Origin of the sequence: Rhodovulum iodosum (assembly GCF_041020385.1) — a bacterium.
Classification (GTDB): domain Bacteria; phylum Pseudomonadota; class Alphaproteobacteria; order Rhodobacterales; family Rhodobacteraceae; genus Rhodovulum; species Rhodovulum iodosum.
In genome coordinates, this window is the sequence record NZ_JBEHHI010000001.1 from 1,297,946 (window position 1) to 1,321,341 (window position 23,396).

The window sequence follows — 23,396 nt, forward strand, 5'->3', positions numbered from 1 at the left end:
CCCTTAAGCCTTGGTTGCGACCGAGGGAGAAGCCCCGATGACCGACAGGCCCGAAATCCTGACCATGGCCGCCGCGCTGGCCCGCCATTCCGCCGCCCGCCAGGGCGTGATCGCGCAGAACGTGGCGCAGGCCGACACGCCCGGCTACCGCGCCGAGGATCTGCCCAACTTCACCGAAACCTATCGCGCGACGTCCGCACACGCGGCCCTGCACACCACCCGCGCCGGCCATATCGCCGGCGGCGGTGCGACGGCCGCGACCGCCGCTGCACGGGTGGATGACCGGGCGACAGTAGCGCCCAACGGCAATTCGGTGTCGCTCGAGGCGCAGATGGTCAAGGCGGCCGAGACCCGCCAAAGCCACGAGATGGCGCTGTCGGTCTATAAAAGCGCGCTGGGCATCCTGCGCACCAGCCTCAGCCGGGGCCGATAGGGGGGCGCGATGGGCGATCTGACCGATACCCTGAAGCTTTCCGCCGGCGGGATGCAGGCCCAGGCCACGCGGCTGCGCCACGTCACGGAAAACATCGCCAATGCCGACACGCCCGGCTATCGGCGCAAGCTGACCGCCTTTCGCCAGGCGATGGCGGCCGGGGCGGTCGAAACCGGCCCGGTCACGCTCGACCCCGGCGCGCTGGAGCGGGTCTACGACCCGGCCCACCCGCTGGCCGACGAGAACGGCCAGTACCTCGGCTCGAACGTCGATCTGGTGATCGAGATCGCCGACGCCCGAGAGGCCCAGCGCAGTTATGAGGCCAATCTGCGGATGTTCGATCAGGCGCGCCAGATGACCCGCAGCCTGCTTGAGATCCTGAGGCGCTAGCGCCGCGCCCCGAGCCACAGGAGGACCAGAATGGACATTTCCACCAGTTTTGCCGCCCGCGCCTATGACAGCGCCCGGCCCGCCACGCGGCCCGAGCCGCTGGGCGACAGCCCGACCGGCAGCCTTGGCGCCACGGCGCAGGATTTCGCCGACACCCTGCGCGCGGGCGAGGCCACGGCGCTGGAAGGGCTGGCCGGGCGCGCCGACCCGCACGCCCTGGTGCAGGCGCTGGCCGAGACCGAGCTGGCCGTCGAGGCGGCGGTGACCGTGCGCGACCGCATCGTCGAGGCCTATCAGGAAATCCTGCGGATGCCGGTCTGAGCCGATGCAGGACACCGCCTTTTTCGATGCCCTGCGCGAGGGGCTGTGGGTCGCGGTGACGATCTCGGCGCCGATGCTGTGCGCCGCGCTGATCGTCGGCGTGGCGGTCGGGCTGTTCCAGGCGCTGACCTCGGTGCAGGAAATGACGCTGACCTTTGTGCCAAAGCTCGCCGCGATCCTGGCGGTGTTCTGGGTCTCGATGTCTTTCATGAGCGCCAGCCTTGCCGCGTATTTCACCGGCCGGCTGGTGCCGATGATCGCGGGGAGCTGAGCGATGGACGGGGCCGGCTATATCGCGCTTTCCCGCCAGGCCGGGCTGATGCGCGCGCTCGACACCGTGGCGCAGAACATCGCCAACGCGGCGACCACCGGCTATCGGCGCGAGGGGGTGATCTTTTCCGAACATGTCGTGGCACAGCCGGGCGGCGGCGCGCTGGCGATGGCCAACGGCCATGTGCGCCGCACCGATTTCACGCAGGCACCCCTGCGCCAGACCGACGGGCCGCTGGATTTCGCCATCGAGGGCACCGGGTTCTTCCTGGTCGAAACGCCCCGGGGCCAGCGCCTGACGCGGGCCGGCCACTTCACCCCGGAGGCGAACGGCGAGCTGGTGACGCCGGCCGGCCACCGCCTGCTCGACGCCGGCGGCGCGCCGGTTTTCGTGCCGCCCGATGCCGCGGGCGTTGCGCTGGCGCCCGACGGCACGCTCAGCGCGGACGGGCGCGCGCTGACGCGGATCGGGCTTTACGCGCCGGCCGATCCCACCGCGATGCGGCGCGCCCCGGGCGCCGCGTTCGACCCGGGCGGCGCGGTCCAGCCGCTGGAGGAGGCCCGGCTGATGCAGGGCTTTCTGGAAGAGTCGAATGTCGAGCCGGTGGCCGAAATCGCCCGGATGATCGACGTGCAGCATGCCTACGAGCTGGGCCAGAGCCTGATCGACCGCGAAGACGAACGCATCCGCAGTGTGATCCGCACGCTCGGCGCCTGAGACAACAGAAAGGAACCCCGCAATGCGCGCCCTCCAGATCGCCGCGACCGGCATGTCGGCCCAGCAGACACGGGTCGAGGTGATTTCCAACAACCTCGCCAACATGAGCACCACAGGCTACAACGCCCGCCGGGCCGAGTTCGCCGATCTGCACTATCAGCAGGTCACCCGCGCCGGCACCATCGCCGCGGCCGACGGCACCGTGCTGCCCACCGGGGTGCAACTGGGCCTCGGCGTGCGGCCCGCATCGGTCAGCATGATGCTGTCCCAGGGCGCGCTGGCAGAGACCGGCGGCGATCTGGACCTCGCCATCGAGGGGCGCGGCTATCTCGAGGTCACCCTGCCCTCGGGCCAGCCCGCCTATACCCGCGACGGCGCGCTGAAACGCAGCGGCGACGGGCTGATCGTCACGTCTGACGGGCACGCGGTGGTGCCCGATATCACCATCCCCGACGACGCGGTCAGCGTGACCGTCAACGCCTCGGGCGAGGTCTACGCCCATTTCCGCGACCAGGTCGAGCCAGAGCTTCTGGGACAGTTCACGCTGACCGGCTTTTCCAACCCCAAGGGGCTGGAGGCGATGGGATCGAGCCTGTTTGCCGAAACCCCGGCCTCGGGCGCGCCGCTGGTCGGCACGCCCGGCGAGGACGGGTTCGGCGCGCTGCGCCAAGGCTATCTGGAGGCGTCTTCGGTCGACGCGGTGCGCGAGGTGACCGAATTGATCGAGGCCCAGCGCGGCTACGAGATGAACGCCAAGGTGATCACCGCCGCCGACCAGATGCTGGCCACCACCACGCAGGTGCGCTGATGCGCTGGCTGCTGCTTTGCCTGTGCCTCGCCCCGCCGGCGGCGGCCGCCGAAACCGTGGTGGCCAGCCGCACGATCCGCAGCCAGGCGGTGCTCGGCCCCGCCGACGTGGCGCTCATCGTGGCCGACGTGCCCGGCGCGCTCGACCGGCCCGAGGCGGCGATCGGGCTGGAGGCGCGGGTGATGCTATATGCCGGGCGGCCGATCCGGGCCGCCGACCTGGCACCGCCCGCGCTGGTGGAACGCAACCAGATCGTCACGCTGGAATACCGCAACGGCCCGCTGCGGCTGACCGCCGAGGGGCGCGCGCTGGGCCGCGCCGGGGCGGGCGAGGCGCTGCGCGTGATGAACCTGGCCTCGCGCGGCACCGTCCGCGGCGTGGTCGCCCGAAACGGGCGGGTGCTGGTCGGCACCGCCCCCGCCAGCCCCTGAGGAACCCTGCCCATGAACCGTTTGCATATCGCGCTTTGCCTGGTCTTGCCGCTGGCCGCCGCCGGCTGCGCGCGGCTGGAAAATGTCGGAAAGGCGCCGGGCTTTACCCCGATCGAGGGCACGACCCCCTATTACGCCATGACCTCTGTGCCGCTGCCCGCGGACCGTGCGGCGGCGCGCCCCGGCGACAGCGCCTCGCTCTGGCGTGGCGACCGCAAGTCGCTGCTGGGCGACCGCCGGGCCGGCCGGCATGGCGACATCCTGACCGTGGTGATCGAGATCGACGACAAGGCCGAGATCTCGAACTCGACCGCCCGCTCGCGCAGCGGGTCTGAAAGCATGGGGGTCGACGGCCTTTTCGGGCTGCCCCAGCGCATCGACCGCCACCTGCCCGACGGCGCCAGCATGGCCGAGGCGGTGGCGACCAATTCCAGCTCGTCCTCGGGCGGCGACGGCTCGGTCCGGCGCAAGGAAAAGCTGACATTGCGCGTGGCGGCCACCATCACCGAGGTGCTGCGCAACGGCATCCTGCGCATCGAGGGCAGCCAGGAGGTGCGGGTCAATTTCGAGATGCGCGAATTGCTGGTCTCGGGTTACGTGCGCCCCGAGGACATCTCGCGCCAGAACGAGGTGACCTATGACAAGATCGCCTCGGCGCGCATTTCCTATGGCGGGCGGGGGCAGATCAGCGACGTGCAGCAGCCGCGCTACGGCCAGCAGGTCGCCGATATCATCCTTCCGTTCTGAGGAGCCGCGCCTTGACCAGGATAACGCCCGTTCTGCTGGCCGTGGCCGGCCTTGGCCTGGGCGCCGCGGCCGGCGCGATGCTGCGGCCGGCGCCCGCGGCGGACACCGCCGAGACGCCCGCAGGCGCCGATGCCCATGACGCCGTGCCGCACGGGACATCGACCGGCGCGGCCGGCAACGGCGCGACCGGCGCATCCGATTACGTCAAGCTCAACAACCAGTTCGTCGTCCCGGTCCTGTCGGACGGCCGGGTGGCGTCGTTGGTGGTGATGGGCGTGAGCCTGGAAATGCCGCCGGGCGAGCGCGAAACCGTTTATGCGCAAGAGCCCAAGCTGCGCGACGGGTTCCTGGCCGTGCTCTTCGACCACGCCAATTCCGGCGGGTTCGATGGCGCCTTTACCGAAACCCGGCGGGTCGAGCGGCTGCGCGCGGCACTGCTGGAGGTCGCGCGGCGGGTGCTGGGCGCGCATGTCCGCGGGGTGCTGATCGTCGATATGGTCCGCCAGGACAGCTAGCGCCTGCGCCGCGCGGCGAGCCGCGCCAGCGCCTCGGCCCGGCCCTGCGATTTCGCGGCCGCGGTGCGGGCCGCCTCTTCGCCTACCCGGGCGCGGGCCAGGTCGGCGTTCAGCACCGTCTTGCGGGCGCGGACCCAATCGTGCCAGCGGCGGGCCGCGCCGGCACGGCTGGCGGGGCTGTCGGCGCCCTCGGGCTGGGCCGGCGGGGTGTCGAGCCGGGCAATCGCGCCCTCGATCCGCACCCGGCGGGCGCGCGCCGCGGCCAGATCGGCAAGCGCCGCCTCGCGCAGCAGGCCGGCGAGCTGCCCGAGGCGGGTCAGGCGGCGCATCTCTTCAGGGCTCATCGGCCGCTCCGCGCCCGGACGCGCATCGCCTCTGCAAAGCGGATCGCGGCGGCCACGGCGCGGTATTGCGCGGGCGGCACCGGCGCGCCGATCTCGACCGTTGCGAACAGCGCGCGGGCGGTGGGCGGGTCGCGCCTGATCGGCACCCCTGCCGCCGCCGCGGCCTGCCGGATCCGCGCCGCGACCTCGTCGGCGCCCTTGGCCAGGCAGACCGGCGCCGTGGCCATTTCGGGCGACCACATCAGCGCCACGGCGTAGTGCTGCGGGTTGACGATGACCACATCGGCCTTGGGCACATCACCCAGCATCCGGTTGGTCGCGATATCGCGCCCGCGCGCACGCCGGGTCTGTTTCAAATGCGGGTCGCCTTCGCTTTGCTTGATCTCGTCCCTGACCTCTTGGTGGGTCATCCGGTTGCGCCGCTCAAGCTCGGCCCGCTGCCAAAGGAAATCGACCCCGCCGATGGCCAGCGCGACCATCGCCGCCACCATGAGGAACTCGACGGACAGGCGCAGCAGCACCGCGACGGCCGGCTCGGCGCCCAGCCGCATCGTCAGAAGCAGCCGGTCGAGCCGTGCCGACAGGTAAAGGCCCAGCAGCACGGCATAGATCACCAGCTTGACCGTGCTCTTGGAAAACTCGAAGAGGCCCGAGCGGCCGAATTTCTGGCCCGCCGTGGCGATGGGCGAGAGCCGCGACAGTTTGGGGCGCAGCTTTTCCGGGGCGACGACGAGGCTGCGTTGGGCCAGAACGCTCAGCAGCACCGCCGCCGCCGGGCCGGCAAACCAGGGCGCCGCCTGCTGCGCCACGCTGGCCATCAGGCCGCCCACTGGCGGGCGGGCCGCGCCGTCGAACATCAGCGCCGACAGCGTATCGGCGCGCTGCAAGACGCCGGCGCCCAGGCCGCCCAGCCCGGCCAGCGCGCCCCCGCCCGCCACCAGCCCGGTCAGCACCAGGCCTGCATAGGCGGCGGCCGTGTTCAGATCGGTCGACCGGGCGATATCGCCCTTGCGCCGCGCCTCTTCCAGCTTCTTGCCCGTGGGCGCGTGCGGTTTGTCTGCGGTCTCGCTCATGGCGTGGCGGCGAACGGCGCGGCCAGGGTGTCCAGCAGCAGCGCGCGCCACACCTCCAGCAGGCCCGGCGCCGCGAGAAAGAGCAGCACGAGCCCGCCGAGCGTCAGCGCCGGGGCACCCACGAAGGCGACCATAAGCTGGGGCATCGCCCGGTTGATGACGCCCAGCGCTATATTGTAGATGACCCCGGCGATGACGAACGGCATGGCCAGCGTCACCGCGACGGCAAAGCCGCGCGCGACCCGCCCCACACCCCAATCGGCCAGAAGGCCCGGCACCGGAAACCGCCCGGGCGGCAGCGCGTCATAGGACAGTATCATCGCCTCGGCCGCGCGCACCGGCAGGCCCGAAATCGCGGCCAGCGCCAGCCCACCCATCACGATCAGCCGTCCCATCGCCGGCTGCGGGTCAAGCGCCGCGCCGCCCAGGATCTGCGAAAGCGATGCCGATTGCGCGGCAATATCGCCCGCCGTCTGCAAGGCCAGCACCGCGATGCGCAGCGCGATACCGAGGGTCAGCCCGCAAACCGCCTCGGCCAGCATGATGCGCGGGCTCAGCGCCAGCGGGGCCAGCACCCCGGCGAGTGCGGGCGCGACGATGGCGGTGAACCCCAGCGCCAGTGCCAGGCGCACCCGCGCAGGCACGCTGCGTTCGCCTAGGCCGGGCAATAGCGCCATAACCCCGCCCACCCGCAAGAAAACCAGGGCCGCGATTGCGAACCCGGCCTCGGCCCGCGCCAGCAGATCGGCAAGGCCCACGCTCATGCCGGCACCACCCCGAGGATCGCCGGCCGGGCCTGGGTGCCCAGCTCTTCGTAGGACAGCACCGGCGTGCCCAGGCCTTTGGCCGTCAGAACCGTGCGCAGAAACCGCCGCCGGCGCGTTGCGGCGACCAGCACCGGCGCCGCGCCCTGCTCGGACACGCGCGCGAGCGTGTCGGCCAGCGCCGAAGCGAGGCGGTTGAACGTCTCCGGCGGCAGCGCGATATCGGGCGCGCCGGTCTCTGCGCCCACCTGGTGCGCGGCAAAGCGGTCCTCCCATTCCGGGGCAAGCTGGATCAGCGGCACGGTGCCGTCGGCGCGGCGATGTTCGGCCACCAGCTGGAACGCCATCCGGTGGCGGACATGTTCGCACAAGGCCTCGGGGCTGGGCACGGCCGGGCGTGCCGCCGCGATAGCCTCGAGGATCAGCGGCATGTTGCGGATCGACACGCGCTCTTCCAGCAGCAGGCGCAGCACCGCCAGCAACAGCTCGAACGGCACGCGGTCGGGCACGAGTTCTTCGATCAGCCGCCGGTTGGCCTCGCCCCGCGCGCGGTCTGACAGGCCGCCAAGCTCATCCAGCAGGCGGCGCAACGCCTTGTGGGTCATCAAGAGCGCGAGGTTCTGGCGGATCACCTCAAGCAGATGGGTCGCCAGAACCTCGGACGGGCCGACCACGGTGACACCGGCCAGTACCAGGTCTTCGCGCGCCCCGGCCGCCACCCAGCGGGCCGGAGCGCCGTAGACGGGCTCGCTCACCGCCTCGCCGGGGGGCAGGTCGGGGCCGGAGTCCGGAGCCAGCGCCAGCACACGGTCGCCGCGCAGCCTGTCGCGCGCCTGCGCCACCCCCTGGATGCGAATGACATAGGCGCCTTCCGGCAGGGCGGCGTCGTCTGTCAGCCGGATCTCGGGCAGGATCAGCCCGTAACGCTCGGCGATATGGCGCCGCATCGAGGCGATGCGCGCCTCCAGCCCGGCCGCGGGATCCAGCACCATGCCCACCAGGTCGGGCGCGAATTCGACGTGGATGTCGTCGAGGTCGATCAGATCGCCCAGTGGCGGCGGTCCGGCCGGCGCGGCCTCGGGCGCGGCGGCCTCGGTCACGGCCCTGGCGGCGCGGTCACGCCCGCGCGCGGTGAAAAAGGCCGCCGCGCCCAGCGCCAGCGCCCCGGCGAGGAAGGGCAGGAACGGCAACCCCGGCACCAGTGCGAACAGCGCCATCAGAACCGCGACGGTGGCCAGCGCCGCCGGATGCCGCCCCAGCTGGGTGACAAGCGCCAGATCCGCCGCCCCCGTCGCCCCGCCGCGCGCCAGCAACAGGGCCGACGCGATCGAGATGATAACCGCCGGGATCTGCGTGACCAGCCCGTCGCCGACGGTCAGGATCGCATAGGTCTCCAGCGCGCGGACAATCGGCATGTCATGCTGGATCAGGCCTATGGCGAGGCCCATCACCAGGTTCAGCAACGTGATCAGCAGCCCCGCCACCGCGTCGCCCTTGACGAATTTCGACGCCCCGTCGAGCGAGCCGAAAAAGCTGGTCTCGGCCTGCTCGCGCTCGCGCCTTGCGCGGGCCTCTTCGTGGGTGATGGCGCCGGCGGCCATGTCGCTGTCGATGGCCAGTTGCTTGCCCGGCATCGCGTCCAGCGCAAACCGCGCGCCGACCTCGGCCATGCGCCCCGCGCCCTTGGTGATGACGATGAAGTTCACGATCATCAGCACGCCGAAGACGACGAGCCCGAGGAACACGCTGCCGCCCATCACGAACATCGCGAATCCCTCGATCACGTCGCCCGCGGCGCGCGTGCCGGTATGGCCCTGGCCGATGATAAGCTTGGTCGACGAGACGTTGAGCGACAGCCTGAGCATCAGCGATGCCAGCAGCACCGTCGGAAACGCGGAGAAATCGAGCGGCCGCTCGACGAAGAGGGTCACCGTGAAGATCAGGATCGCCAGCGCAAAGGACACCGCCAGCCCGATATCGAGCACCTGTGCCGGCATCGGCAGGATCATCATCACGATCACCGCCATCAGCGCCAGCGCCAGCAGGATGGTGGGGCGAAAAAGGTCGGCCAGGCGCAACTCGGGCATCGGGCTCAGCCTCCGGCCACGGCGCGTGTGAACAGCGGCACCGCGACGGCGCCGCCCAGCGGCACCAGCGACCCCGGCGCGCGCGGGCCCGCGCCGCCGGTGAGCAGCGGATAGCGGTTGACCCGCGGCCCCACCGGGGCCGGCGCCGTCGTCCCGCGGGCGGTCGTCGGCGGCGGGCCGAGCCCGGCGAGCAGCCGGTCGAACCTCTTGCGGTACCGGCTGGCGAATTTCGGCGTGCGCGAATGGTAGGCGCCGGCGGCCTTGCTCCAGTCGCCGGTCTCACGGAAAAGCTCGGACAGGAAGCGCGCGGCGTAAAGCGCGCTGGCCTCGGGCTCGAACATCTGCGCGACCGAGTCGAACCCGCGGTGGTGCCATTTGTAGTTGAGCTGGAAGCAGCCCACGTCAAAGCTGCGGGCGCCGCGGCGGAAATGCCTGTCGACAAAGGCCTGCGCCGCGGCCGGGTCGTCGAACCATTGGCCCTTGCCCTCCATGTTGACGGTCCAGGGCCATGGGCGAAGGCGGCCGCCGCGTTTGCGCCCGGTCTCGGTCAGGCTGATCGCCCTGAGCACCGGCAGGGGCACGCCGGTGGCGCGCGCGGCGGCCTGCGCGGCGCGCTCGCACATGGTCGACGGGTCGGCCGCGCCGCCCGATGCCGCCGCCGCGACCGGGCCGAGCCAGAGGACGAGAAGGGCGGCGCAAAGCCTGCCCGGGCAGATCGCGGGGGGTCGTGCCATTCTGGCGCCTCTCTGCAGGTCGGTCTCCGCGAGGATAGACCGGCACAGGTTGACGAAAGATGAGCCTCAGCCGGACGGGTCCTGCGCGCCGAGGTCGGTGAGCGCGTCGCGCAGCGCCGCACTGCCCTCCAGAATGCCCTGCGCCTCGGCAAGGCTGCCGCTTTGGGCCGGCGCGGTCTGCCGATGCTCGGCAAGCCTGCGCAGGGCGGGCCGGTCGCTGCCGGCCAGCGCGGCCCAGTCGCCCGCGGCCCAGGCCGCGCGCAGCCCGGCGGCGGCGTCTGTGGGCAGAGGCGCGGCGGCGCCCGCCGGGCGGGCCGCGGCGAGCGCCCGGAGTTTACCCTCTTCCACCGAGAACCCGAGCCCGGCCAACCGCACCGCCGCGGGGGCCGGCAACCCTGATTCGGGCAGGGTCAGACCGGCTCCCGACAGCGCCGCCGCCACTTGGCGGAGGAACGCGGCATCGCCGCCGCGGTCGGTCAGGGTGGCCAGCACGGCGTCGCAAAGCGCGCGGTCCGCCAACAGGCCGTGCCGGCGCATCTGTGCCAGCGCGTCGTCGAACGCGCCCCCGAGGGCAAGGCCCTTTACCGCGGCCCGCACCAGGCGCGGCCCGAGCGGCCCGCGCCGGTGCTCATGCGCGAGGGCAAGCGCGGCAAGCACCGCGTCGGTCGTCGGGGGCACGCCGCGGGCGATCCGGTGTTCCAGCAACATCGCCGCCGCCTCGGCCCCCGCCGCACCGCCCCGTGCGGCCAGCGCCGAAAGCGCCGCCTCGGCGGCCTCGGGATGCGCGCCATCCAGCGCGACGCGGGCCTCCAGCAGCCGCGTCTCGGGGGCCGGGCTGGCCCCGGGCCGGTCGAGCGCCGCGCGCAGCACGCTGGCCGTGTCACGGTCCCCGATGTCGAGAAAGCGCGCGACCAGCGGCGGGCCGAGCAACCGGCGCAGATGCGGCGGAAGGCCGGAAAAGGCGCGCCGAACCGCGGCCCGGTCGATCGCCACGCCGCGGGCCAGGTGCGGCTGCGCCAGCACCGCCCAGAGCGCCGCGTCGCCGCTGCACGACATCTGCGGCGCGAACTTCGCCGGGTGCCGGGCGGCGCCGTGGTCGATGATCTCGGCCATTTCCAGCAGCAGCCAGACCTGCCTCGCGGGCGGCTCGGCCTCTGCGAGGGCGGCGCGGGCTTCGGCGCCGAAGCCCAGCGCCAGGTAGGTGCGGGCCAGATGCAGCGCCGCGCCGGGCACCGCGCGGTCGCGCCCGTCGAAAAGCGCCGCGCGCGCCGCCCCGATATCGGCCGCCGCCCTGTGCGGGCCGGTCCAGTCGCCCAGGGCGAAAAGGTCGTCGGGCAGACACGCGGTGCCGGATTCGGTGACGGGCGGGTGCGCAACCGCTCCAAGCCCGCGGTCGATGCTGGTCGAGACCCGCATCTGGGGCCCCTCGGGCACGGGCGGCGGCGCCGGCACGGGCGCCGCCCGGCGGCGGGCCGCAGGCGCGGCCTGCACCGGCAGGTCGATTTCGGGGGCGATAAGACCCTGCGCCGCCGCCCGCCCGAGGTCGCGCGCGAGCCGGCGCTGAAGCTGCGCCGCGCGGGCCGCGTCCGGGCCGTCAGATGGCAGAGCGAAAGGCCCGATCGGGTCGATCGGCGGGCGCGCCATGGCGGGTGGAGGCAGGACCGGCGCCACCGCCGCCGCTGCAACCGGGGCGAGCCGCGCCTCGAAACGGCCGGTCGCGGGCGGCGGGCCGTCCTTGATGTCGAGCACGACGAGGCCCGGGCGCAGCTCGAAAGCGTCGGCATGGCAGGTGCAGGCGAGTGCGACACGCACGAGGCCGGCCTCGGGATCGGCGGTGACCGAAGCGATCCGGTCGCGCCGGATAAACCGGAACACCCGGCCGAGGTCGAACGCCATGTCGGTGCGCCCGAACCGCAGCACATACCCGTTGCCGTCGCGCCCCAGCCGCCAGTCCGTGGGCTCGGCAAGGGGAAAGACCAGCCGGGCGAACCCCGCATGCTCGCCCGACCGCACCGGCACCGTCTCGGCCAGTGCCGCCGGCCCGCCGCAGAGCGAAAGCATCGCCAACAGTACGAAGGCAGGTCTCATGCGGCCTCCTTGCGGGTGGCCTTGAGCGCCTTTTCCAGCTCGGCAAAGCCCGGGCGCACGGTACCGGGCGCGTTTTGCCGGCCGACCTCGATGCAGATATTCGGCGCGTGGTTGTAAAGGTTGGCGACCAGCACCTCGCGGATCAGACGGTAGAAATGGCTGTCTTCCTCGACCACGGCGCGCAGCTTGACGGCGAACGGGCCGACCAGGCCGTAGGCCAGGAAGACGCCGAGAAACGTCCCCACCAGGGCGCCGCCGATCAGCTTTCCCAGGATCTCGGGCGGCTGGTCGATCGCGCCCATGGTCTTGATCACCCCCAGGACGGCGGCGACGATGCCGAGCGCGGGCAGGCCGTCGGCCACCGTCTGCAGGGCGTGGCTGGAATGCAGCGCAAGGGCGTGGTGCCCGTCCATCCGTTTTTCCAGAACCTCCTCGACCTGATGCGGGTCGTCGTAGTTCATTGCCGCGGCCCGCAAGGTGTCGCAGATCAACGACACGGCCTCGGCATCGGCCTGCACGCGCGGGTATCGGGCGAAGATGGCCGAGCTTTCGGGCGATTCCACATGCTCTTCCAGCCCGACCGGGTTCTGCCGGGCCAGGCGGATCAGCTCGAACAGCAGGCAGAGCAGGTCGCGGTAGTCGGCTGGCGTCCATCTCGGGCCTTTGAACACCCGGCCGATATCGCCGAGCGTGCGCTTGATCGCCGCCATGTCGTTGCCCAGGACAAACGCGCCGGCCGCCGCGCCGCCGATCATCGCCAGTTCGTAGGGCAGCGCGTGCAGTATGATCCCCAGCTTGCCGCCGGCGGCGACATAACCGCCGAAGACCATGACGAAGACGAGGGCGATGCCTGCGAGCCCGATCATCGCCGCGCCTCGCCGATGGCGGTGGGCCGGCGCCGCATGGCAAACGGAGACGGTGACGATGGGCATGTCATTTCGTGGGCACCTCGGCGTTGCGGCCGGCAAGGATCACGCTGATCGAATAGGCGGCCTCGGGCGGCAGGCCGGCCATCACCGCCGCCGCGGCCTCGGGCCGCATCCGGCCGAGAAAGCCGGCCGCGAAACTCGGCGCCATCTCGGCGAAGAGCGCGGCGGCCTCTTTCGGTTTCATGTTCTCGTAGACCGCCGTCAGCCGCGCCACGTCGCTTTCGGCGGCTTTCTCGGCCACGGCCAGAACCGCGCGCAGGCTGTCCTCGGCGGCCTCGAGGTCCGACATCTGGATGGCGATCTCCTTGCGCGCGAGGGTGAGGGCCGTCTCGCGCTCGACCAGGCGGGCCTCGCGCTCGGAAAGCGCCGCGTCGCGCGCGCTCAACGCCCCCAGAGTCGCCGCGATGCCCGGTGGCTGGGCACAGGGGGCGGCGGCCGCCTGGACCTCGGCGGCCAGCGCCTGGGCCATACCGCCCCCCATGCGGGCCGCGCCAGAGACGACGAAGAGCCCGGCGATGACCAGCAACGCCCCGGGGCCTGCGCGCCGCGCACGGCTCATGCCCCGGCCTCCCGGCGGCTGCGCCAGAAAAACCCGTCGGGCGCGTCGTCGCGCGATTCGGGCTGCGCAGGTTCTTGGGTGCCATGGGCCGGCGGCAGGTCATGCAGGGCGGCCACCATAAGCTCCAGCCGCTGGGCCGCGCCTTCGGCGCGGGCGGTGACCCCCTCCAGCGAGGCCGACGAGGCATGCGCAGCCTCACGCGCGCCGTCCAGCGCCCGGGTCATGTCGTCGACCTGGGCCGACAGCGTGGCGATCGCCCCGCCCATCCCCGATTCGAGGTCGTTGAACCGGCGCAGGCGCCGGGCCAGGACAAGGCAGTAGATGGCGGCGCCCAGGGCGCCCGCCACCAGCAGGATATCCGCGATCAAGGCCATATCACCCCCTCAGTTCAGCACGAATTCGGTTATCAGCAGGTCCTGCACGCGGCCGTCGCCGGCGATCAGCTGTACCCGCCGCAACATCTGGGCCCGCAGCCGGATCAGCGCCGCGGGGTTTTCCAGCTCGGCCAGTTCGACCGCCCGCAGGTAGCTGTTGAAGAGATCGAGGATGCGCGGCAGCAGGTGCCGCACCTCGCCTGCATGGGCCGGATCGACCTGAAGCTCGGCCTCGAATCGCAGATGCCGCGCCGACGCGGCCGGGCCGAGTGACACGATCAGCGGATCGACCGGCACGAAGGCGGGCAGATCGGCCTTGCCATCCCCCGCCGCCGACGCGGTGCCGCCATGCCCGACCGCGGCCAGCGGAAGCGTCACCAGCCCCAGGTATGTCGCCGCGAACGCGGCCGCGCCAAGGGTCGCGGCCAGCACCAGCCCAAGCAAAAGGCCCCGGCGCGGGGATCGGGGCGCGGTGTCTGCGGTTGCGTCGGTCATGGTCGGGCTCCGGTTCCTGGCGTTGTCCCGTCCTAACCCTGCGAGGGCTAACCGATTGTTAAGCGCGGCGCGTGCAGGATCGGCCCTGCAACCGGGCAGAAGCCCTCAACCGGAGTACGACGCCTTGGCCCAGATCATGGCTGTCTGGTCAGCGCTCGACGCGCGAAAACGCGCGATCGTCGCGCTGGCGACGCTTGGCGTGTTCGCCGCCGTTCTCGCGCTGTCGCAGATGGCTGCGGCGCCCCGGATGGCGCTGCTGTATTCCGGGCTGGCGCCCGGTGCCGCCGGCGAGGTCGTCCGCGCACTCGAACAGGCCGCCGTCGCCCACGAGGTGCGCGGCGAGGCGATCTATGTGGACGCGCGCCAGCGCGACGCGCTGCGCCTGACGCTGGCCAGCGACGGGTTGCCCAGCAACGGCGCGGCGGGCTACGAGCTGCTCGATTCGCTTTCGGGTTTCGGCACCACGTCGCAGATGTTCGACGCCGCCTACTGGCGCGCGAAGGAGGGCGAGCTTGCGCGCACGGTCCTGGCCTCGCCACAGATCCGCAGCGCAAGGGTGCACCTGGCCACGCCCGCGCGGCAGAGCTTTCGCAGGGTGGCGGCGCCCTCGGCGGCAGTCACCGTCACCACGGTCAGCGGGCCGCTCGCGCCGGGCCAGGCGCAGGCGCTCCGGCATCTGGTCGCGGCCTCGGTCGCCGGTCTCGCCCCCGAGGCGGTCGAGGTGATCGACGGCGCGCGCGGGCTGATCCTGTCGGACAGCGCCGCGCTGCCCGGCGCGGTGGCCGACCGCGCCGGCGCACTGAAACGCAATGTCGAGCGTCTGCTCGAGGCGCGCCTCGGGCCCGGCCGGGCGGTGGTCGAGGTCAACGTCGCCACCGTGACGCAACGCGAATCGATCCGCGAACGCCGCTTCGACCCCGATGGGCGGGTCGTCGTCAGCACCGAAACCACGGAGCGCCGGCAAACCGCCAAGGACAACGACGGCGGCGCCGTGACCGTGGCCAGCAACCTGCCCGACGGCGACGCCAGTTCAGAGCGGACGAGCGCCCGCGAAGACAGCGAAACCCGCACCCGCACCAATTACGAGCTGTCCGAGACCGCGCGCGAGATCCTGCGCCAGCCCGGCGCGCTGAAACGGCTGAGCGTGGCGGTGCTTATCGACGCGGGCGAGGCCGCCGGCGGGCCTCTGCCCGAGGACGAGATGCAGGCGCTGCACGACCTGATCGCCTCTTCGGTGGGGTTCGACGCCGCGCGCGGCGACGTGATCACCCTGCGCGCGCTGCCCTTCACCGCGGTCGCGCCCACGGGCACGGCGGCTGCGGCCGCCGGGGTCTGGTCGGCGCTGGCCGACCCGATGGCGCTGTTGCAACTGGCCGTCTTCGCCGTGGTGGCATTGGTTCTGGGGTTGTTCGTCTTGCGCCCCGTGCTGGTCGGGCGGGCCACGGCGGGCGCCGCCGAACTGCCGCCGCCCGAGGGCCTGACCGGCGAGATCGAGGGCACCGCCGCCCCGGCGGCCGAGATTACCCTGATCGGCCAAACCGGCACCGACGCGACGACGCCGGACGACGCGCCCCCCGCCGCCCGGCTGCGCCGGCTGATAGAGCACCGCCGCGGCGAGGCCGTCGAGATCCTGCGCGACTGGATCGAACAGGGCGAGGAGCGCGCGTAATGGCCGCCCCCTTGCGCCTGGAAAGCTTTGACGCGGTGCCGGCCGAACCGACCGCCGCACCGGCCGACGCCCTGCCGCAGGCCGGCTATGAAGACGGCTATCGCGCCGGCTGGGACGATGCCGTGGCAGCGGCCGCGGCCGAGCGCGACCACATCACCGCCGATTTCGGCAAGGCGCTGCAGGAGCTTTCGTTTTCCTATCACGAGGCCCGCGGCCACGTGGTGCAGTCCGTGGCCCCGCTGTTGCGCACCATGGCCGAGCGGGTGTTGCCCGAGGTCGCGCACGCCCGGTTCGCCGACACGGTTCTCGAAGCGGCCCAGCGGCTGGCCGAGGCCGCCGCCGGCGCCCCGGTCGAGATCCGCGTCTGCCCCGAGAACCGCGCCGCGCTGGAGGCCGCGCTGGGCCCGGGGCCGCCGCTGTCGCTCACGCTCGTCGAGGATGACGACCTCGGCCCGGGCCAGGCGCGGCTGACGGGGCGCGATGCCGAGCGCGAGGTCGATATCGAGCCTGTTCTGGCCGAACTCGGCGCCGCTATCAGCGATTTTCTGGAAACCGAAGGAGAGGAGTCAGCTTATGGATGACGGCCCCGAGGCCCGCGCCGCCGCACCCGGCAACCCGCTGATCGGGGTGCCGATCGAGATCACCGTGGCGCTCGGCCGGGCGCGGCCCCGCGTGGGCGAACTGTTGGCGCTGGCGCAGGGCGCGGTGCTGCCCCTCGACCGTCGGGTGGACGACCCGGTCGAGCTTTTCGTCGGCGACCGGCTGATCGCCCGCGGCGAGCTGCAAGAGCTCGACGGCGACCCGCCGGGGCGCATCGCGGTCCGCCTGACCGAGGTGGCCGACCTCTCGGGCGGGTTCTGAGCGGTGCGCGCGCTTTGGGCCTGTCTCGCGCTGCTCGCCCTCGCCGTGCCGGCCGGGGCGCAGGAGATCACGCTGTCGCTGGGCGAGGGCGGCTCGCTCAGCGGCCGGGCGATCCAGCTGTTCCTGCTGATCACGGTGCTGAGCCTCGCGCCCGGCCTTGCCATCATGCTGACCTGCTTTCCCTTTATCGTCACGGTGTTGGCGATCCTGCGGCAGGGGCTGGGGTTACAGCAATCGCCGCCCAACATGCTGATCGTCAGCCTTGCGCTTTTTCTGACCTATTTCGTGATGGAGCCGGTCTTTGCCGAGGCCTGGCAGGCGGGCATCGCGCCCTTCGTGGCCGAAACGCTGGCCCCCGAAGAGGCGTTCGCGCGCACCCTCGCCCCGTTCCGCGAGTTCATGGCCGGCCGGCTGGACCCCGACACGCTGGACAGCCTCTGGGCGCTGCGCGACGGCGCGGCGGCGAGCGGGCCGATCGACGAGGCGCCGCTTTCGGTGATGGTCCCCGCCTTCCTGCTGAGCGAGGTTTCGCGGGCTTTCGAGGTCGGCTTTCTGGTCTTTCTGCCGTTTCTCGTCATCGACCTGGTGGTGGCCGCGGTGCTGATGTCGATGGGCATGATGATGGTGCCGCCGGCGGTGGTTTCGCTGCCGTTCAAGCTGGCGTTTTTCGTGGTGTCCGACGGCTGGCGGCTGGTGTCGGAGGCGCTGGTCCGCAGCTATGGCTAGGGCGGGCCCTGAAGTGGCCTCGATCAGTCTCTAACGCACCACGAATTCGGCATGCAGCGCGCCAGCCGCCTTGATGCTTTTCAGGATGTCGATCATGTCGCGCGGCGAGACGCCGAGCGCGTTGAGCCCAGCGACCACCTCTGACAGCGACGTGCCGCCCGCGACCTCGGCCAGCCCGGTGCCAGGCTCTTCCTCGAGCGACGCCTCGGTACGCGGCACGACCACCGTCTCGCCGCGGGCAAAGGGGTTGGGCTGGGCGACCAGCGGCGTTTCGCTGATCCGCAGCGTGAGATTGCCCTGCGAAACGGCGACGCGAGATAGGCGCACATCCTCGCCCATCACGATCGTGCCCGAGCGCTGGTCGACCACCACCCGTGCCTTGCGCTGGGGCCGGACCGACAGCGTTTCGATCTGCTGCAACGCATGGGCCGGCGAGCGGGCGCCGGTCGCTGCGATGTCGATCTCGACCGTGCCGGAATCGAGCATCCGCGCAACCGGGCGGCCATAGGCGGCGTTCACCGCCGCCTCGATCCGCGCCGCGGTGGTGAAATCGGCCGTCCTTAGCGCCATCCGCAGCCGGGTCATGCCCGCGAAGTCGAAATCGAGCTCGCGCTCGACCCGGGCGCCGGCGGGCACCGAGCCCGATGTCGGCACCCCCTGCACGACGCGCGCGGCCTCGCCCTCGGCCGAGGCGCCGCCGGCGATCACCGTGCCCTGGGCAACGGCGTAGATCTGCCCGTCGGCGGCGTTGAGCGGGGTCATCACCAGGGTGCCGCCCAGCAGGCTCTTGGCGTCGCCGATGGCCGACACGGTCACGTCGATGCGCGCGCCGGCGCGGGCAAAGGGCGGCAATTCGGCGGTCACGAAGACCGCGGCCACGTTCTTGGGCCGTACCTGTTCGCCCGCGACATTGACGCCGAGCCGTTCGAGCATGTTCGACAGGATCTCTTCGGTGAAGGGTGCGTTTCGGATACCGTCGCCGCTGCCGTTCAGCCCGACCACGAGGCCGTAACCGACCAGGTCGTTACCGCGCACGCCGTCGAATTCCACCAGGTCCTTGATCCGGACCGTTGCGCCGGTGCCGTCGAAAACGCCTGCGCATACCGGCGTCGCGGCGAGCCAGAGCGCGAGCAGGCCGGCCAAAGAGCGGCAGCGCATCACAGATACGCCGTCAGGCTGAGCCGGGCGAGCCGCGCGGTGACCGCGTAAAGCGCCGAAAGCTGCGTCTCGGTCTCGGTCAGCGCGGTTGCCGTGTCATACGGGTCGACATCGACAAGCGCCGCACGGGCCAGCGCCAAAGCATCGCGTTGGGCGGTGTTTTCGGCATGAATGGTCTCGATTTCGGCCTCGGCCGTGCCAATCCTTGCCTGCAGCTCGGCCACGCCGCCGACCGCGCCCAGGGCCTGTGCGCCCGACTGCCGCGCCAGCGCCGCCTGCGCGTCAAGATCGCCGCCGATCACCCCCCCGTCGGCCAAGAGCGCGGCGGTGGCCAGCGCCTTCAGCCCGGCCCGCAGGGCGGGATCGGCGGCGGTCACGTCGAGGGCAAACGATTGCGTGTCGGACAGGCGCATGCCCCCGGCCGCCGCCGCGCCGCCCCGGTAGGCCAGCGTGTCGAAGCCGCCGCCGGGCGTGTCGAACCAGGTATCGACCGCGGCCTGCAACCCGGCCACGGTGGTTTCGCCCGCCACCGCCGTCGCCAGCGCACCGAGTATTTCTTCGGCCGGGGCGAGGGCAGCGGCGCCGGCAGCTTCCCCGGCAAAGACCGACCGGCCGGCGATCTGGGCGTTGAGCGCCGCGACGGCCTGGCCGAACCCGGCCTCTGCCCCCGCGCCGACGGCCCGGAGCGCCGCGTTATCGCTGGCCGAGGCAGCCTGCAACAGCTCTGCGCCCGTGCCCCCCAGCCGCGCACCCAGCGCGTCGAGACTCGTTGTCATCGCCGCGGCCAGGCCACCGGCACTCGCTGCGGATATGTCGTAAACGTCGAGCAACGCGAGGCTGCGGTCGATCGCGGCGAGGGGGGCGAACTGGCCGCGCAGACGCCCGGCCGGATCGGCCGTTTCGCCGCTGGCGACTTCGTCGGTCAGGCGCGCCAGGCGGGTCTGGAGCAGGGCGTGGTGCTGGCGCATCTGCAAGCTGCGCGAGAGATCGCCGATCGATTGAAAACTCATCGCTCATATCTCCATCAGAAGGTCGATCAGGGCGCTTGCGGTCTGCAGCACCTTGGCATTGGCCGCGTAGGCCTCTTCGAGGCGCAGCAGGTCCTGCAATTCGGTGTCGGTATCGACGCCGCCGGCCAACTCGGCCATCTGCAGCGCCGTGCGGCGGGTGGCGGTATAGCTTTGCTCGGCCGCGGCAGTCTCTCCCGCCGCTGCAACGCTGCTGAGAAACCGCGCGGCAAGGTCGGCGGCGCTGCCCGGCCGGGCCGAAAACGGCCCGCTGGCTGGCGTGCGCGCGGCCTGCATCGCATCGGCGCAACCGTTCAGCAGCACGGTATCGTAGCCGGTGCCGGGGGCCACGGCCCCCAGCCCGTCGCGCAGCCGCCAAAGCGCCCCGCCCGCCGCCGGGTCGACCGCTGGATTGACCGAGATCCGGCCCGCAAGCCCACTTTCGTCGGCCGGGTCCAGCGCGGCACCGGAATCGGTAAAAAGCCCGGCCGCCCCCGGCGGCTGCGTGGGGTCGAGACCGGCGTTTTGAAACCGTTCGATCAGATCGCGTGCGAGCGCGTCGAGGCTTTGCTGGGCTGCGGGGGCCAGCGCGTCGCGCTGTTCGAAGAGGGCGGCCAGCCGGCCACCGGCCATGGGACCCGCCGCATCGCTGAAATCGATCGCACGGCCCCCGACATAGAGGTCCGACAAGCGACCGTCCTCGACGCGCATATCCGCCGTTATGACGCCCGCTTCTGCAAAGGAGAACACCGCCGCACGACCGTCGAGCAGGCTGGTTCCGGTCTCGGTATAAAGCGCGACCGCGCCGTTCTCACGGGCCACCTGCCGCAACGCAACCAGCCCTGAGATGCCGTCGATCAGGGCCTGGCGGCGGTCCTGCAACGCGGCTGTGTCGTGCCCCGAGGCGGCGGTGCGAACGATATCGGTGTTCAGCGCCTCGACCCTGGCGAGGGCGTCGTTCAGTTGCCCGACGCCAGCGGCGATCTCGGCCTCGGCCGCCATTCGCGCGCCCTGGATCGCGTCGTCGAGTCCGTTGAATTTGCCGGCCAGCACCGCGGCGGCGTCGCGCACCGCCGCCAGTGCCGCCTCTGACTCGGGCTGGGCGGTCGCGGAGGCAAGGGCGGCCTCGAACCCCGCGATGCGGCCCGACAGCGATCCGCCGGTCTCGGGCAGGCCGATGGCATCGGAAAGCCCGGCGTAGAACGCGGCGCGGGCGTCGGCCGCGCCCGCGGCTGCGTCGGCCTGGCGGCGCGCCCCGGTCAGGGCGGCGTCATGGGCCCGCGCGACGCCGTCGATCTGCACGCCGGCGCCCCGGCCGCCCACCAGGGCCGCCGACAGCTCCAGGCTGCGGCGGCCATAGCCCTCGGTCGACGCGTTGGCGATATTGGCCGAGACCAGCTCGGCGCCGCGCGCCGCGGCGTGAAGCCCCGACAGCGCGTTGGCCATGGTGCCCGAAATGCTCATCTCTCAGCCCTTTCGGCGCGGTTCAGCGCTTGATGTTGGTGGTTTCCTGCAGCATCTCGTCGACGGTCTGGATGACCTTGGCGTTCGACGAATAGGCGCGCTGGGTCTCGATAAGGTTGGTCAGTTCGTCGGCGACGTCGGTGGCCGATTGTTCGCGGGCATAGCCGATCAACGCGCCGGTGGCCCCGCTGCCGGCATCCCACAGGAAAAACGGCCCGCTGTCGGCGGAGATCTCGTAGGTCTGGTAATCGCCCGCGACCAGACCGTCGGGGTTGGGCACATCGACCAGCGGGATCTGGTAGATCGGCCGGGTAAAGCCACTGTCGTAGATCGCGTTGAGCATCCCGTCGGGATCGACCTCAAGGCCCGTCAGCGTGCCCGCCGCCGCCCCGTTCTTGGTGATCGACGAAGGCGCGAACATGTCGGAGATCTGGGTCATGCCGCCCGGCAGGCCGGGCCGGCCGATGGTCAGCTCGATCGGCCCGCCGTCGACATCGACGGTCATCGCGCCCGTGGCCGGGTCATAGGCGCCGCCGGTGACCGTGGCGACCGAGGCCAGCGTGCCGCCGGCGGCGCGGGTGTCGTCAAATGTCAGACCGTATTCGCCCACCACCGCGCCGCCAGAGGCCGAATCGGCGACGGTCATCGTCCATTCGTTCGAGGCCCCGACGCCCGGCACCGTGGGGGTAAAGCTGAAGGTCAGCGTCTCGGACGTGCCGAGGTTGTCGAAATACTCGACCGTGAGGTCCCGCGCGCTGCCGTCGGCGCCGGCGACGGTGTCGGTGGCGGGCAGGTTGAGGGTGAGCCCGACCTCGGTCGTCGGATTGCCGGCAAAGGTCCGCCCGTCGATCTGCACCGGCTCCAGCCCATCGGTGGAATCGCGCGGGGGCGCGGCCACGGTGCCGTCGGCGGCGGCGGGCCAGCCCAGCAGAACCATGCCCGTTTCGGTGCGCAGGATGCCGTCCTGGTCGGCGCGGAACGCGCCGGTGGTCATCAGGCGAAGCGGCAGCGCGGCGTCACCGCCAGAGAGCGCCAGCTCGGTCGTGACCGGCAACATGCCGCGGCCTCCGACCGCCAGGTCCGTGGCGTTGCCCGTGGTGGTCAGCGCGCCGCCGTCGCTGATCACGCGCTGGGTGGTGCTGCGCACGCCCCCGGCGGTGTAGGCCGCCGCGCCCCCGACCACCATCGCGTGGAACTCGGTCTCGGCGCGGCGGTACCCGTAGGTCGAGGAATTGGCGATGTTGTCGGAAATCGTGGCCAGGCGCGTGGCATTGGCGTTCAGGCCGGCGACGCTGGCATTGAGCGAGGAAGAAATCGTCATGAACGGTCCCCTTGAGGTCTGGTCTGCGCGAAAGCTTGCCCCCAGCCCTAACGGCACGGGGCTTAAGGCGCCGCTAACGGCTAAAATGCGCCGGATCTCGGCCTAGAGGTCAGAGCGCAGCAGGATCAGCTCGACCCGGTTATTGCGCACCGCCATGGGCGCGCGGGCCGCGGGTGCGCGGTCGGCATGGCCGGTCACGCGCTTCAGGCGGGCCGGTACGATGCCGCCCGACTCAAGCTCTAGGCGCGTTGCCTGGGCACGCGCGGTCGACAGCTCCCACACCGGGTTGGCGGCCAGCACGATGGGGCGCGACCGGACATGGCCCGCGACGGCGATGTCATTTGCGACCGTTGCAAACAGCCCGGCGACGACCTCGACAATGGCCCGAAACGTCGGCGTCGGTGCATCGCCGTCGGGCGCAAAGAGCGGCGCGTCGTCGAGGTCGAACACCTCGACGATGAGCCCCTCGTCGGTCAGCCGGGTGACGACATGGCGCAACAGCCCGTCGTCCAGCAGGCTTTCCCCGCTGCGCCCGGTCAGCCGGTTTTCCAGCTCGGCCAGCGCGCGGTCGCCGGGGCCCGCCTCGGCGGCGGCGGCATCGGTGCCGGTGCTGCCGCGGGCCTGCCGCTCTAGCCCGGGCATGCGGTGCATGGCGCCGGTGCCGTTCCGGGCCAGCACGTCTTCGGCGAACATGCTGTCGCCGCTGAACGACCCGTCGCCGCCCCCCGAGACCCGGTTGATCGGGATCGTCGGGTTGAAATAGTCAGCAATCCCCTTGCGCTGCTTCTCGGTCGTGGCGTTCAGCAGCCACATCAGCATGAAAAACGCCATCATCGCCGTGACGAAATCGGCATAGGCCACCTTCCAAGCGCCGCCATGGTGGACCTCGGCGGCGACCACCTTCTTGCGCTTGATGATGACCGGGGCGTTCGATCCTGCGCCCATCGCACCACCTACTTTCACCCCCGGCCCCTCGATAGGCGGCACGGATGAACGCCGGCTTAATCGGTGCATGGCTGCACAGGGCGCGTGCCGGGCGCGGCCTTGTCACGGGCGGCCGCAGCGCGACATCTGACTCCGACACCGCATCGAGCGGTACGACAAAAGGAG

Annotated in this window: 28 protein-coding genes; 13 read left to right on the forward strand and 15 right to left on the reverse strand. The window is 71.7% G+C overall.

What is annotated here, in order from left to right:
- The first annotated feature begins 37 nt into the window (after window positions 1-37).
- Genes Ga0609869_RS06365 through Ga0609869_RS06405 form a run of 9 tightly spaced genes read left to right on the forward strand, consistent with a single transcriptional unit; the run spans window position 38 to window position 4,633 of the window.
- A complete protein-coding gene (locus Ga0609869_RS06365) occupies window positions 38-433 on the forward strand; it encodes a FlgB family protein (protein ID WP_125403033.1) in 396 nt (131 codons plus the stop codon).
- Window positions 434-442: 9 nt separating this feature from the next.
- Window positions 443-823: a flagellar basal body rod protein FlgC gene (flgC, locus tag Ga0609869_RS06370; protein WP_125403034.1), complete on the forward strand. Its 381-nt coding sequence runs from the start codon at window positions 443-445 to the stop codon at window positions 821-823.
- Window positions 824-853: 30 nt separating this feature from the next.
- Window positions 854-1,144 (forward strand): flagellar hook-basal body complex protein FliE, encoded by a 291-nt coding sequence (gene fliE / locus Ga0609869_RS06375; protein WP_125403035.1) that lies wholly within the window; start codon window positions 854-856, stop codon window positions 1,142-1,144.
- 4 nt (window positions 1,145-1,148) lie between these two features.
- Window positions 1,149-1,415 (forward strand): flagellar biosynthetic protein FliQ, encoded by a 267-nt coding sequence (locus Ga0609869_RS06380; protein ID WP_125403036.1) that lies wholly within the window; start codon window positions 1,149-1,151, stop codon window positions 1,413-1,415.
- 3 nt (window positions 1,416-1,418) lie between these two features.
- Complete coding sequence (locus Ga0609869_RS06385) at window positions 1,419-2,132, forward strand: flagellar hook-basal body complex protein (RefSeq protein ID WP_125403037.1); 714 nt, start codon at window positions 1,419-1,421, stop codon at window positions 2,130-2,132.
- A 22-nt stretch (window positions 2,133-2,154) separates the two neighbouring features.
- Entirely contained in the window at window positions 2,155-2,940 is a 786-nt protein-coding gene (gene flgG, locus Ga0609869_RS06390; RefSeq protein ID WP_125403038.1) for a flagellar basal-body rod protein FlgG, read from the forward strand.
- Entirely contained in the window at window positions 2,940-3,371 is a 432-nt protein-coding gene (gene flgA / locus Ga0609869_RS06395; protein WP_125403039.1) for a flagellar basal body P-ring formation chaperone FlgA, read from the forward strand. Before flgG ends, flgA begins: the two co-directional genes overlap by 1 nt.
- Window positions 3,372-3,383: 12 nt before the next feature.
- Window positions 3,384-4,118, forward strand: a complete 735-nt coding sequence (flgH, locus tag Ga0609869_RS06400; protein WP_125403040.1) for a flagellar basal body L-ring protein FlgH — start codon at window positions 3,384-3,386, stop codon at window positions 4,116-4,118.
- An 11-nt stretch (window positions 4,119-4,129) separates the two neighbouring features.
- Window positions 4,130-4,633: a flagellar basal body-associated FliL family protein gene (locus Ga0609869_RS06405; protein ID WP_245972075.1), complete on the forward strand. Its 504-nt coding sequence runs from the start codon at window positions 4,130-4,132 to the stop codon at window positions 4,631-4,633.
- Here Ga0609869_RS06405 and Ga0609869_RS06410 read toward each other — a convergent pair.
- The 10 genes from Ga0609869_RS06410 to Ga0609869_RS06455 all read right to left on the reverse strand — a co-directional run bounded on the left by Ga0609869_RS06410 (window position 4,630) and on the right by Ga0609869_RS06455 (window position 14,080).
- Window positions 4,630-4,977 (reverse strand): hypothetical protein, encoded by a 348-nt coding sequence (locus Ga0609869_RS06410; protein ID WP_125403041.1) that lies wholly within the window; start codon window positions 4,975-4,977, stop codon window positions 4,630-4,632. The genes Ga0609869_RS06405 and Ga0609869_RS06410 overlap by 4 nt on opposite strands.
- The gene (locus Ga0609869_RS06415) at window positions 4,974-6,050 is read right to left on the reverse strand and encodes an EscU/YscU/HrcU family type III secretion system export apparatus switch protein (RefSeq protein ID WP_125403042.1); all 1,077 of its coding nucleotides are present in this window, start codon (window positions 6,048-6,050) and stop codon (window positions 4,974-4,976) included. The genes Ga0609869_RS06410 and Ga0609869_RS06415 overlap by 4 nt, the downstream gene beginning before the upstream one ends.
- A complete protein-coding gene (locus tag Ga0609869_RS06420; protein ID WP_125403043.1) occupies window positions 6,047-6,814 on the reverse strand; it encodes a flagellar biosynthetic protein FliR in 768 nt (255 codons plus the stop codon). The genes Ga0609869_RS06415 and Ga0609869_RS06420 overlap by 4 nt, the downstream gene beginning before the upstream one ends.
- Complete coding sequence (gene flhA, locus Ga0609869_RS06425) at window positions 6,811-8,901, reverse strand: flagellar biosynthesis protein FlhA (protein ID WP_125403044.1); 2,091 nt, start codon at window positions 8,899-8,901, stop codon at window positions 6,811-6,813. Before flhA ends, Ga0609869_RS06420 begins: the two co-directional genes overlap by 4 nt.
- A 5-nt stretch (window positions 8,902-8,906) precedes the next feature.
- Window positions 8,907-9,635: a lysozyme family protein gene (locus Ga0609869_RS06430; protein ID WP_125403045.1), complete on the reverse strand. Its 729-nt coding sequence runs from the start codon at window positions 9,633-9,635 to the stop codon at window positions 8,907-8,909.
- Window positions 9,636-9,701: 66 nt separating this feature from the next.
- The gene (locus tag Ga0609869_RS06435; RefSeq protein ID WP_369022841.1) at window positions 9,702-11,723 is read right to left on the reverse strand and encodes a hypothetical protein; all 2,022 of its coding nucleotides are present in this window, start codon (window positions 11,721-11,723) and stop codon (window positions 9,702-9,704) included.
- A complete protein-coding gene (gene motA, locus Ga0609869_RS06440) occupies window positions 11,720-12,589 on the reverse strand; it encodes a flagellar motor stator protein MotA (protein WP_125408265.1) in 870 nt (289 codons plus the stop codon). Before motA ends, Ga0609869_RS06435 begins: the two co-directional genes overlap by 4 nt.
- A 67-nt stretch (window positions 12,590-12,656) precedes the next feature.
- The gene (locus Ga0609869_RS06445; protein WP_125408267.1) at window positions 12,657-13,211 is read right to left on the reverse strand and encodes a MotE family protein; all 555 of its coding nucleotides are present in this window, start codon (window positions 13,209-13,211) and stop codon (window positions 12,657-12,659) included.
- Window positions 13,208-13,585 (reverse strand): DUF6468 domain-containing protein, encoded by a 378-nt coding sequence (locus Ga0609869_RS06450; RefSeq protein ID WP_125408269.1) that lies wholly within the window; start codon window positions 13,583-13,585, stop codon window positions 13,208-13,210. The genes Ga0609869_RS06445 and Ga0609869_RS06450 overlap by 4 nt, the downstream gene beginning before the upstream one ends.
- A 9-nt stretch (window positions 13,586-13,594) precedes the next feature.
- On the reverse strand, window positions 13,595-14,080 hold the full coding sequence (locus Ga0609869_RS06455) for a flagellar basal body-associated FliL family protein (protein WP_125408271.1): 486 nt from the start codon (window positions 14,078-14,080) through the stop codon (window positions 13,595-13,597).
- Between the two features lie 136 nt (window positions 14,081-14,216).
- Here Ga0609869_RS06455 and fliF point away from each other — a divergent pair, with 136 nt between their 5' ends.
- The 4 genes from fliF to fliP are packed head-to-tail and all read left to right on the forward strand — an operon-like array spanning window position 14,217 to window position 17,336.
- Window positions 14,217-15,749, forward strand: a complete 1,533-nt coding sequence (fliF, locus tag Ga0609869_RS06460) for a flagellar basal-body MS-ring/collar protein FliF (protein WP_125408273.1) — start codon at window positions 14,217-14,219, stop codon at window positions 15,747-15,749.
- Window positions 15,749-16,330, forward strand: a complete 582-nt coding sequence (locus Ga0609869_RS06465) for a FliH/SctL family protein (protein WP_125408275.1) — start codon at window positions 15,749-15,751, stop codon at window positions 16,328-16,330. The genes fliF and Ga0609869_RS06465 overlap by 1 nt, the downstream gene beginning before the upstream one ends.
- Complete coding sequence (locus tag Ga0609869_RS06470) at window positions 16,323-16,610, forward strand: FliM/FliN family flagellar motor switch protein (protein WP_125408277.1); 288 nt, start codon at window positions 16,323-16,325, stop codon at window positions 16,608-16,610. The genes Ga0609869_RS06465 and Ga0609869_RS06470 overlap by 8 nt, the downstream gene beginning before the upstream one ends.
- 3 nt (window positions 16,611-16,613) lie before the next feature.
- Window positions 16,614-17,336, forward strand: coding sequence for a flagellar type III secretion system pore protein FliP (gene fliP / locus Ga0609869_RS06475; RefSeq protein WP_125408279.1), 723 nt, complete (start codon window positions 16,614-16,616; stop codon window positions 17,334-17,336).
- A 30-nt stretch (window positions 17,337-17,366) separates the two neighbouring features.
- Here fliP and Ga0609869_RS06480 read toward each other — a convergent pair whose 3' ends face one another.
- The 5 genes from Ga0609869_RS06480 to Ga0609869_RS06500 all read right to left on the reverse strand — a co-directional run bounded on the left by Ga0609869_RS06480 (window position 17,367) and on the right by Ga0609869_RS06500 (window position 23,231).
- Window positions 17,367-18,494, reverse strand: coding sequence for a flagellar basal body P-ring protein FlgI (locus Ga0609869_RS06480; protein WP_125408281.1), 1,128 nt, complete (start codon window positions 18,492-18,494; stop codon window positions 17,367-17,369).
- A complete protein-coding gene (locus tag Ga0609869_RS06485) occupies window positions 18,494-19,504 on the reverse strand; it encodes a flagellin (protein WP_125408283.1) in 1,011 nt (336 codons plus the stop codon). The genes Ga0609869_RS06480 and Ga0609869_RS06485 overlap by 1 nt, the downstream gene beginning before the upstream one ends.
- Window positions 19,505-19,507: 3 nt before the next feature.
- Window positions 19,508-20,965 carry a flagellar hook-associated protein FlgK gene (flgK, locus tag Ga0609869_RS06490; RefSeq protein WP_125408285.1) on the reverse strand — a complete coding sequence of 486 codons (1,458 nt, stop codon included), beginning with the start codon at window positions 20,963-20,965 and terminating at the stop codon, window positions 19,508-19,510.
- A gap of 22 nt (window positions 20,966-20,987) precedes the next feature.
- A complete protein-coding gene (locus Ga0609869_RS06495) occupies window positions 20,988-22,286 on the reverse strand; it encodes a flagellar hook protein FlgE (protein ID WP_125408287.1) in 1,299 nt (432 codons plus the stop codon).
- 102 nt (window positions 22,287-22,388) lie between these two features.
- On the reverse strand, window positions 22,389-23,231 hold the full coding sequence (locus Ga0609869_RS06500) for a flagellar motor protein MotB (protein ID WP_125408289.1): 843 nt from the start codon (window positions 23,229-23,231) through the stop codon (window positions 22,389-22,391).
- Window positions 23,232-23,396: the final 165 nt, after the last annotated feature.